Below are 9,558 nucleotides of genomic sequence, written 5' to 3'. Positions count from 1 at the left end.
GCATAGCGGAGAGAGAACTAAAAAAAAGCGGATGCGCGCTCGTCGGGTTTCCCGACGGTTTAGCGCACCAAGCAAGACTGGGGTACACCGCAACGGCTCAGTTTAGATGAATTCAGTCGAAGAAAAGGAAAAGGTAACTTTGCAACAATCGTAACCAATTTAGATGAAGGCTCTTTATTAGAAGTAATTGACTCTCACAAAAGTGCAGATATTATTTTAGCTTTAAAGCAGCAACCAGAGGCTATGAGAGCATCTGTCGAAGAAGTTTGTGTGGATATGTGGGGCGGATTCCCAAAAGTTATTAAAGAAGTATTCCCTAATGCCAAAACTGTTATAGACCGATTTCATGTAATGAAGTTAATTCATAAGGCACTGAATCAAATTCGGTTACAACTGGGATTAAAGGGGCTGCAAAATAAAATATTGCTACTTAAAAATAATGAGGATTTGAATGAGTTAGAGAGAACTGAATTACAAGACTTATTTCAGAACTCAGTTGGATTAGAAATTGCTTATTGTTTTAAAGAAGAATTAAGTCAGATATATGAAAGTAATTTGACAGTTAAAGCTGGATTTAGAAAAATGAAGAAATGGTTATCACATGCGCGGATGTTTTTTCCGAGTATAGCTGATACACTGGAGAAACATTTGCCGGAGATTGCTAATTATTTCTTAAATAGAACTACGAGTGGTGTCACCGAAGGTATTAATACTAGAATTAAGTTAATTCTCAGCCAAAGTTACGGTTTTGCTAGTTTCAAATCGATGAGAGAAAAACTGTTGGCTTGCTTATTCAAATAATCTCCGCTCCGATCATTTGAATAAGTTTAAATTATCACCCTAAGTACAGGAGAGCCAATCCGTTCGCGTGCCGCAGCCGAACGTTGCAGGACTGGGAATCGCTAATCGCAGAGTTAAGCAAACTAATAATAGCGGAAATTAAGATGTTTAAGAAGATTTTGGCGGCAATAGATGGCTCAGAAATGAGCCATGATGTTTTTAAGACAGCACTCGATATTGCAAAGGCTGACAAAGCTAATTTGTTAATCTTGCATGTTCTATCTTTCGAGGAACAAAATAGTCGATCGATCCCGCTGCCGACTGGGTTGGAGTATTTTTAAGCTGCGGATGGTGACACGCTGCAAATATATCGAGAACAGTGGCAAACGTACGAACAACACAGTTTAAATCTATTAAAATCGCTGGCAGATCGATCTACGGCTGAAGGTGTAACAACTGAATTCCACCAGATCGCTGGTGGCCCCGGTCGCAAAATCTGTGAATTTGCTCAGTCTGAGGATGCCGATCTCATTGTGATGGGACACAGGGGCATTTCTGCTCTCAACGAGTTGCTGTTAGGCAGCGTCGGTAATTATGTCCTTCATCATGCGCCTTGTTCTGTTCTGATGGATAAATAAGATCTGAGTTATGACTATATAAAACCATTGGTTTATCCGATCGAGACGCAATTGCCAAGGGAGCATCCCAGTTTTTATTCGATCGAGAGGAGTAAAATATCCGATCGACAGATAGCGAACAGAAGTACTATCAAAAGTACAGAAGCGAGTAAAGGCTCGATCGCAGTATGATGAGATAAGAGCCAGAGCGTTAATAAGAGGTTGAAATGAGTCCAGAAGAGCAACAAGAACTGAAAGAATATGCTAGAGCTATTGCCAAAATTCTGTTCCGCAAAACTAAGATTGCATAAGGTACTGTAGCCAGATCGATTGAGGACTTTGACAGCCGTTGTGTCCGATTTGAGTAAACTGATGGAACATCTTGAATCGTAATATTCATATTTCCCTCCGAATCAAGACTATTCTAAGGCATCAAGTTTATCGAAGCGTTCTTTCAGGTGAGCGATATGAGCGGGGAAGACTCGATCTAATACCTGTTGACCTTCAGGAGTTAATTGTACGATCACACTCCGGCGATTCTCCAACAGGGTTTCACGACAGACGAGCTGCTTTTGGATCAATCGATCGATCACTCCTGTCAAAGTACCTTTGGTAATCAAGGCTTTCCCACCCAACTCGCCCATGCAAAGACCATTGGTATTACCTAATGTGGCAATGACATCAAATTGGGCTGGGGTCAGATCGAATTGCCTTACATGTGCCTCGGAATAAGCCGAGAAAGCTTGATACGCTCTCGCTAGCTCCCGCACGACTGGTAGAAAAGGTTCATTTGACGCTTGATCGATTGGAGCAACAACAGACATAATGAGTAATTCATGAAGACTATTCTAATTAGAATCTATTATGGGCTAGAAATCAAAGCTGTTTGACCCACTAGAGCTTTTTGCACAGATATAGCTGGGTGTAGTGCTATTGATTGAGGGGCAAAGCCAGAATCTGCTCAATGACTGAATAGATATGATTACCTCACGAAATTCTCACGCTTTAAACCTAAGATGACAAGTATTGAGGAAAATGAACCGTGAAAGTTGCTATTTTTAGTACCAAGTCATACGATCGCCAATTTTTTACAGCCGCTAATGCCCAACATCAACATCAACTGATATTTTTAGAAGCTCGACCCGATCGATACACTGCCACCGCCGTTTGTATCTTTGTTAATGATGAAGTCGATAAAGACACATTAGAATCTCTCGCTAGCCATCATATCAGCCTAATTGCTTTGCGCTGTGCCGGATACAGCACTTCCGGCAGCTATGAGGTACAGCCTAGTTCATGAAAGCTATTCAGCAAGTAGGCTAAGGATAAAAAAGTGTACCTCGTGACAGCCGGAAGTGCTGTATAACAATGTCGATGTGGAGACAGCAATAAATCTGGGCATCAAATTAGTCCGAGTTCCCGCCTACTCCCCTTATGCCGTCGCCGAACATACTGTGGGACTCATCCTGACACTCAATCGCAAATTACATCGATCATATAAGCTGTCAAACATTTAAAACACTCTTTTTGTCCTCTAGAATCTTTGCCGTAAGGGATTCAGTCAAAAGATTTAGATGTAAAACAGCTTAACCGCGTCCGTGAGGGTAATTTTTCGCTCGAAGGATTGCTCGGATTCGATTTACATGGGCGCACAATCGGGATTATTGGTACGGGCAGAATTGGCACCGTCACCGCCCAAATCATGACGGGCTTTGGTTGCAAAGTTATCGCTTACGATCCCTACTGCAATCCCCAATGTGAGACGATCGGAGTCCAATATATGGAGCTATCCCAATTGTTTTCCCAGTCAGATATTATTACGCTGCACTGTCCGTTAACTCCCGAAAATTATCACTTAATTAACAAGCAGACGATCGCCCAAATGAAGCCCCATATAATGCTAATCAATACCAGTCGGGGCGCATTAATCGATACAGATGCGATTATTACTGCACTCAAATCATCCGAAATTGGCGCATTAGGATTAGATGTCACGAACAAGAATCCGCATTATTCTTTGAAGATCGATCGTGTCTACTTCTCCAAGATGATACCTTTGCTCGTCTGATGACTTTCCCGAATGTGATGATTACGGGACATCAGGCATTTTTTACTGAAGATGCAATGCAGGCGATTGCCCAAGTGACATTAGCAAATATCAGGCAAATAGAACAAGCACAGCCCTGTGAAAATGAAATTTAGATTCAGGAATTAACTTAAAATGACACTCAAAATCGGTATTAATGGCTTCGGGCGAATCGGACGGCTAGTGGCGCAGATTGCCATCAAGCATCCTGAATTAGAATTAGTCGGTGTGAATGACCTCGTTCCTGCAGATAACCTTGCCTACCTGTTCAAATACGACTCTACCCACGGCACTATGGCAAGAAAAGATGGACTGATTTGAATCGATAGATATTTTACGGAATCACAGCTCTTCAATTTTGACGATACCGCCCTCAATATTATCAACCTGCAATCGATAACCTTAGAGCAATGCCATTCCTAGTAGGGGTTCCGTTTCTGATGCTGCAATATCGATCTCTCGATACTGCCCATCCCAAATCACCATTGCAGTGTAAATATCAAACAGGGTTTGGCTGCCATCGCCCAAGGTTAGGATATCAGAAGCACTCCAAGGTAGATTTAGGGTAGCAAAGGCTCCTGTTTCGATGTCGATCGCCACAATTTTACCATCATTGCCCACCTCGACTTGTTGTTGAATGCCAGATTCATAGAGTTCTTGCCCACGTCTAGCTAACTCTTCTTTGCTGTAACGTCGCTGGCTAACTGCCACAGGTTTGACCTCGTTTCAACTGTACCTTTCTATTTTAGCTTGAGGGGGAGTCGATATCCGATCGGCTCTCGCTTGAAAACAGTACACGTCGGCTCTCCCGCTCTTCTGGTGATAAGCAAGCTAATAATTTCTCTTTCATCAGATCGAAATTCTTAAATCCATAGCTTTGACGGAGAATCAATTTAATTCTTGTGTTGAGTCCCTCTGTAACTCCACTAAGGCAGCGATTACTTGGGTAAATCATGGTATTCATCCTGACAAATTTGCAGTACAAACTTGAGAGAGTTCTACTTAACAAACCAGTTTAGCAAAGTTGAGACGATCGACAGTACGATCGATCCAGCAATAGCGGGGACGATACCAGCAATATAAAATCCAGGCACAAACCGCGATACAAATACCAAACAGAGGACATTGATCGCGAGTGAGGATAGTCCTAATGTGAGGATTGTCAAAGGGAAAGTTAGTAACTGGAGGACCGGACGCACGGTACTATTTATCAAACCTAACAATAGAGCCGCAATCAATGCCGTTGTAATATCTCGCAGATGAAATTGTCCTGGCAAAAAATGGTCGATAATCCGCTGTGTGATTAAGAACGCGATCGCATTTAGAACCCAGTTAATCAGTAATTTGAACATGGTGGCTAGTAACTATTAGCAGCAGAATCTTTTAGACGTATAGCCAGCAAATAATCCTCAAAACTTAATGCTTCTTCATCTAAACAACTGGCAATCGTCATCTCGATCGTGGCTTCAAGAGCTTGTGGTTAGATGGAGTCGGAACAGTGGATTTGAACAATCTTACCTCGATCGACCGATTTTAACGTCAGTTCTAGATCGCCCGTCCGATTTTTGCGATAAACTGTGCATGTTAAGGATCGTACAAGTCTGGCACCTAATGCCGAAATTCAATCCTCCCTACTTGCGTTCGCACAGCGTCGGCTTTGCCAAATCGCTGCTTACTGTTTGCCAGAAAATATGCCTACTATTATCACCTTAATCTTTGCTTCGATCTTAATCTTTTTTCCCAGTCATGCGATCGCGGCGGGGGGAACTTCTCAATACAAGCCAATGCTCTCCTATGATAATGCCGAACTAAACGGTCAAGATTTTTCTGGCAAAAACTTACAGACAGCAGTATTCACCACTGCCAAGCTAGATGATACCAATTTTTCTGGCGCAGACCTCACAGGCGTAGTGATCAGTTCCTCAACCCTAAACCGGACAAATCTCCACGGTGCAAATCTCACGCAAGGTTTACTAGATCAAGTTCGGTTTGTTGGTGCCGATTTGAGTGATGCTGTTTTTACTGAGGCGATGATGCTACGATCGACATTCACAGATGTCAATATTGCTGGAGCAGATTTTACCGACGCGATCTTAGGGAAGCTGCAACAGAAGGAACTCTGCAAGATTGCGACTGGTGTGAATCCTAAAACGGGGATCTCTACTCGCGACTCTCTCGCCTGTAAATAAATATAGGCTGCGGGGATGGTTTTACCCCCCAACCCCCCTTGTAAAGGTGGGGCTTTATAGATCTTGCTCCCTCCCCTCGATCGGGGGAGATCTGGGGTGGGGTAAAGATCTCCGCCCCAAAACAGGAATCTTACCCCTGATTTTCGTTAAGTTGGTTGAAGGATTGAAATGAAACGAATTGGTGTCATCGGCGGCGGACAATTAGCATGGATGATGGCTAGTGCCGCCCAGGAATTAGGGCTAGAATTAGTCATCCAGACTCCCCATACCAGTGATGTGGCTGTCGGATTGGCAGTAGAAACAGTATTGGCTGAGGTAGATGATGTCTCAGCTACAGCAACTCTAGCGACTAAATGCGACGTAATTACTTTTGAAAACGAGTTTGTCGATTTAGACAGATTGGGAAAACTTGCTACGACAGAAGATGTCTGCTTTATACCGCCCTTAGCAGCCCTAGCTCCGCTTTTAGACAAATATACCCAACGCTGTTATTTGCGAGATCTGGGTTTACCCGTGCCTAAGTTTGCCCCACTCACAGACTCGGAATTACCGTTAGGGTTTGAATTTCCCGTCGTTATCAAAGCCCGCCGCAATGGTTATGACGGACAGGGGACATTTATTATCAAGGATAAATCTGCGCTAACAGACCTTTACCATCGCTATCCTGACACACCATTTCTGATTGAAGAATTTGTTGAATTCGATCGCGAGTTAGCCATCATCGCCGCTAGAGGTGTCAATGGTGACGTTGTTACCTATCCCATCCTGGAGACTCAACAGGAAGACCAAGTGTGTCGGCGGGTATTCACACTCCAGGATTTGCCTGAGGAGATCGTCCAAACCTGCAACTCGATCGCGTCCAAGCTACTAACTAGTCTAGGCGCATTCGGCGTGTTTGGAATTGAGTTATTTGCCACCCGCGATGGGAAAGTATTAGTCAATGAGATTGCACCGCGCACTCACAATTCAGGACATCTCACCATCGAAGCTTGCGCTACTTCTCAATTTAGTCAACTGATTCGGGCGGTTGCTGGTTTACCGTTGGGTAGCACAGCACTTACCTGCGGTGGTGCTGTAATGGTAAATCTATTGGGTTATGAAGATACTCACAGCGATTATTTAGCCAAACGCCATCAACTATCAGCGATCCCTAATTCATACGTCCATTGGTACAGGAAACAGGAATCGAGAATAGGACGCAAACTCGGTCATGTGACGATTCTCGTCGGTACAGATCCCCAAAGCGATCGTCAAGATTATCGCGCACAAGCGGAAAATTTGGCACGACAAGTAGCCGCAATTTGGGATGAATAATGTCTACTTACATCATTAATAGTAGACATATATTGGCGATCTGAGTCTACAGATATTTATGCCCCACACGATCGATCGCTCATCCATGCTTGGGGAGAGAGGATAAGTAAAGTTTACGAAACTTGACGTAGTATCTCATTTAGGAGAAATTTGCTTATAATGCAAGTAATAACTTTTACCAAATTTTCCAAAATTTTGGTTCTTGGGTGCAGTCTGTGCCGCGAGAAGATTTTAATGGGCGATTGATTTCTCTCAACCAGAGATATCCTTAAATGTTATCTACCGATCGAGTCTAAACTATTTGGCTCAGACTAAATATAATATCAATTAACCACAATATTGGAAGATTTTCGTAACCGATGAGCATGGAGACGCTAGAGTTTATCATCTACCCTGATGGAAGAGTACAGGAAAAAGTCACTGGTGTAGTGGGTCAGTCTTGTACTGTTGTAACAGCAGCGATCGAATCTGAACTAGGGGATGTAGTCTCCCAATCACCAACTGCGGAGTATTTCGATCGGAACCTCGAACTAACTGCTACTGCCACTAATCAAGCCACTTGGTAACTAACAAGGTGGCAGATAAATCGAGCCTCAAGTTATAAATTATTCATCTCTACCCACACATATATGTCACATTTCAGCAACATCAAAACCAAGATTCGGAATGTAGAGTCCCTCACCGCAGCATTAACAGATCTAGGTATCGACTGGAAAACTGGCCCTCAAGCAGTGCGTGGCTATCAAGGTGATACGCGGACAGCAGCCGTCGTGATCGAGCAGGAAAATGGTTATGATATCGGCTTTAGCAGCAATGGCAATAATGAGTACGAACTAATTGCCGACTTACAATTCTGGCAACAAAATTGGTCTGTCGATCGCTTTATCAGTCAAGTTACTCAACGTTATGCTTATCATACCGTTGTGACAGAAGCAACCAAACAAGGCTTCCAAGTCGCCGAAGAAAGTAACCAACAAGATGGTTCGATTAAGCTTGTAGTCCAACGCTGGAGTGCTTAGATCGTGAGTGACTTTACCCCACCACTGAATGGCAACCAATCAGGATTCGAGCCAGAGCTAGGCGGCTTCTTGCGGGATGCGGAAGATCGATCGGGTTTGGAGCCAGAACTTGGCGGGGTATGGCGACAAAAGGGCGTATATGTGGATGAGATGACATGTATCGGTTGTCTCCACTGCGCTCATACGGCGCGAAATACGTTTTTTATCGAGCCAGAACATGGTAGAGCGAGGGTAGTTCGTCAAGATGGCGATATAGAAGATACGATCCAAGAAGCGATCGATACTTGTCCGGTTAATTGTATCCAATGGGTGGATTATACCGAGTTAAAGAAATTAGAAATAGAGCGTCAATATCAAGAAATTCCCATGGCTGGCTTCCCTGTCGATCGTGCTACAATCGCTGCCAGAGTACGTCGCCGCAAACTGAATCAGGGGAAATAGAATTTCAGACTCGATTGAAAATATGATTAAAACTACAGCTACACGTCTTCGCGGACGGATCTTTCCTGAAATTCAATGGACTACCGAACAAAAAGCCGAACGAGAAGCTGAAAGTGAAGCTTTTTATCAGCGTTGTTACGCCATATTCGATCGAGTCAAAGCTGAATTAATCGCGACTCATTACAATTGGTTCATCGCAATCGAACCCGATCGTGGCGAATATTTTATCGATCGCGATTTAGAAGTAGCATCATTACAATGTCGAGAGAAACATCCAGGAAAACTTCATTATACGTTTCGGATTAATGAATCTGGGGCTTGTGGTTCGATATGATATTGGGATCGATCGGTGATGAAGATGCAATCCTTTTTGAGTAGATGAATCTTTTAGGGTAGGTTGGGTTGAAGAATGAAACCCAACATTTTTGGAATATGGGTGTAGCTGTTGGGTTTCACTTCGCTCAACCCAACCTACGAATTTTGGCTACTAAAATCATTAACATCGGTTGCGAAGCGTTCCCCCTGCAATCGATAACCCGAAGATCGATAGGTGAATAGTGCATCAGCTAATTCTATATACTGTCAGTAAGTTTGCTTGAGGATTGTATAATTTAGGTAATTTTAGCGAGGTTATATACTGTCATCTTTAGTTAAACTTGTCTAGTCAGAACTAAGTAGTGGCATGTCGTGTATTAAAGGCAATCATGGAAAATCAAAAATTATCCGTAGCACAGTCAAATTTAAAGCTTGCTCTTTGGAATGCAGAAGCTGACTCAATTACCAGCAGTCAATTGTATGCAGAAATACAAGAGCTTGGATTGCCACCGGAAGTTGTCATTCGTTTACACGAACTTATTACTTTTACTAAAAAAGTTACGGGTAAAGTCTATGGTATTGGGAAAATTGTTCTCCTTAAAATAATTGAGTTTGTCAAAGCTCATCCGTTTCTAGTTGCTGGTGCTGGGATAGGTGGCTCTCACGCCCTTCTGGTGATAAGTATTGCTTATTTAAAGGATTGGAGCGAAGCGGAAATCATTTAAATAAGCAAGCTAATAATTTCTCTTTCATCAAATCGAAATTCTTAAATCCATAGCTTTGACGTAGGATCAATT

The 9,558-nt window shown here is 43.0% G+C and carries 12 protein-coding genes and 4 pseudogenes; 12 read left to right on the top strand and 4 right to left on the bottom strand.

Annotated features, from left to right (window positions below):
* Positions 1–93 precede the first annotated feature (93 nt).
* Both ACEW9I_RS09880 and ACEW9I_RS09875 read left to right on the top strand, forming a co-directional pair.
* Positions 94–801 (top strand): annotated as a pseudogene (locus ACEW9I_RS09880) (ISL3 family transposase); the annotation flags it as partial.
* Between the two features lie 143 nt (positions 802–944).
* Positions 945–1,418, top strand: a pseudogene (locus ACEW9I_RS09875) (universal stress protein).
* Between the two features lie 398 nt (positions 1,419–1,816).
* Here ACEW9I_RS09875 and ACEW9I_RS09870 read toward each other — a convergent pair.
* Positions 1,817–2,221 (bottom strand): MarR family winged helix-turn-helix transcriptional regulator, encoded by a 405-nt coding sequence (locus tag ACEW9I_RS09870; protein WP_373540174.1) that lies wholly within the window; start codon positions 2,219–2,221, stop codon positions 1,817–1,819.
* 218 nt (positions 2,222–2,439) lie between these two features.
* On the opposite strand from ACEW9I_RS09870, the gene ACEW9I_RS09865 reads away from it, so the two are divergent.
* From ACEW9I_RS09865 to ACEW9I_RS09855, 3 genes and pseudogenes are all read left to right on the top strand, one after another.
* Positions 2,440–2,697 carry a hypothetical protein gene (locus ACEW9I_RS09865; RefSeq protein ID WP_373540173.1) on the top strand — a complete coding sequence of 86 codons (258 nt, stop codon included), beginning with the start codon at positions 2,440–2,442 and terminating at the stop codon, positions 2,695–2,697.
* Between the two features lie 61 nt (positions 2,698–2,758).
* A pseudogene (locus ACEW9I_RS09860) lies at positions 2,759–3,599 on the top strand (NAD(P)-dependent oxidoreductase); the annotation flags it as partial.
* A gap of 19 nt (positions 3,600–3,618) precedes the next feature.
* A pseudogene (locus ACEW9I_RS09855) lies at positions 3,619–3,801 on the top strand (glyceraldehyde 3-phosphate dehydrogenase NAD-binding domain-containing protein); the annotation flags it as partial.
* Positions 3,802–3,885: 84 nt separating this feature from the next.
* Here ACEW9I_RS09855 and ACEW9I_RS09850 read toward each other — a convergent pair.
* The 3 genes from ACEW9I_RS09850 to ACEW9I_RS09840 are packed head-to-tail and all read right to left on the bottom strand — an operon-like array spanning position 3,886 to position 4,835.
* A complete protein-coding gene (locus ACEW9I_RS09850) occupies positions 3,886–4,194 on the bottom strand; it encodes a hypothetical protein (RefSeq protein WP_373540172.1) in 309 nt (102 codons plus the stop codon).
* A gap of 34 nt (positions 4,195–4,228) precedes the next feature.
* Entirely contained in the window at positions 4,229–4,438 is a 210-nt protein-coding gene (locus tag ACEW9I_RS09845) for a transposase (RefSeq protein ID WP_373540175.1), read from the bottom strand.
* A 43-nt stretch (positions 4,439–4,481) separates the two neighbouring features.
* A complete protein-coding gene (locus ACEW9I_RS09840; protein WP_373540171.1) occupies positions 4,482–4,835 on the bottom strand; it encodes a phage holin family protein in 354 nt (117 codons plus the stop codon).
* Positions 4,836–5,174: 339 nt separating this feature from the next.
* Here ACEW9I_RS09840 and ACEW9I_RS09835 point away from each other — a divergent pair, with 339 nt between their 5' ends.
* The 7 genes from ACEW9I_RS09835 to ACEW9I_RS09805 all read left to right on the top strand — a co-directional run bounded on the left by ACEW9I_RS09835 (position 5,175) and on the right by ACEW9I_RS09805 (position 9,486).
* Positions 5,175–5,672, top strand: coding sequence for a pentapeptide repeat-containing protein (locus ACEW9I_RS09835; protein ID WP_373540170.1), 498 nt, complete (start codon positions 5,175–5,177; stop codon positions 5,670–5,672).
* 168 nt (positions 5,673–5,840) lie between these two features.
* Positions 5,841–6,986 (top strand): 5-(carboxyamino)imidazole ribonucleotide synthase, encoded by a 1,146-nt coding sequence (locus ACEW9I_RS09830; protein ID WP_373540169.1) that lies wholly within the window; start codon positions 5,841–5,843, stop codon positions 6,984–6,986.
* Between the two features lie 359 nt (positions 6,987–7,345).
* Entirely contained in the window at positions 7,346–7,552 is a 207-nt protein-coding gene (locus ACEW9I_RS09825) for a DUF2997 domain-containing protein (protein ID WP_373540168.1), read from the top strand.
* Positions 7,553–7,615: 63 nt separating this feature from the next.
* A complete protein-coding gene (locus ACEW9I_RS09820) occupies positions 7,616–8,005 on the top strand; it encodes a DUF1257 domain-containing protein (protein WP_373540167.1) in 390 nt (129 codons plus the stop codon).
* Between the two features lie 3 nt (positions 8,006–8,008).
* Positions 8,009–8,446, top strand: a complete 438-nt coding sequence (locus tag ACEW9I_RS09815) for a ferredoxin (RefSeq protein WP_373540166.1) — start codon at positions 8,009–8,011, stop codon at positions 8,444–8,446.
* Positions 8,447–8,468: 22 nt separating this feature from the next.
* Positions 8,469–8,780: a hypothetical protein gene (locus tag ACEW9I_RS09810; protein WP_373540165.1), complete on the top strand. Its 312-nt coding sequence runs from the start codon at positions 8,469–8,471 to the stop codon at positions 8,778–8,780.
* 370 nt (positions 8,781–9,150) lie between these two features.
* Positions 9,151–9,486, top strand: coding sequence for a hypothetical protein (locus tag ACEW9I_RS09805; protein ID WP_373540164.1), 336 nt, complete (start codon positions 9,151–9,153; stop codon positions 9,484–9,486).
* Positions 9,487–9,558: the final 72 nt, after the last annotated feature.

The sequence above is a fragment of the Chamaesiphon sp. genome (assembly GCF_041738855.1).
Taxonomy (GTDB): Bacteria; Cyanobacteriota; Cyanobacteriia; order Cyanobacteriales; family Chamaesiphonaceae; genus Chamaesiphon.
The sequence above is the reverse complement of the archived record's forward strand: the minus strand, read 5'-3'. Positions and strand labels throughout refer to the sequence as shown.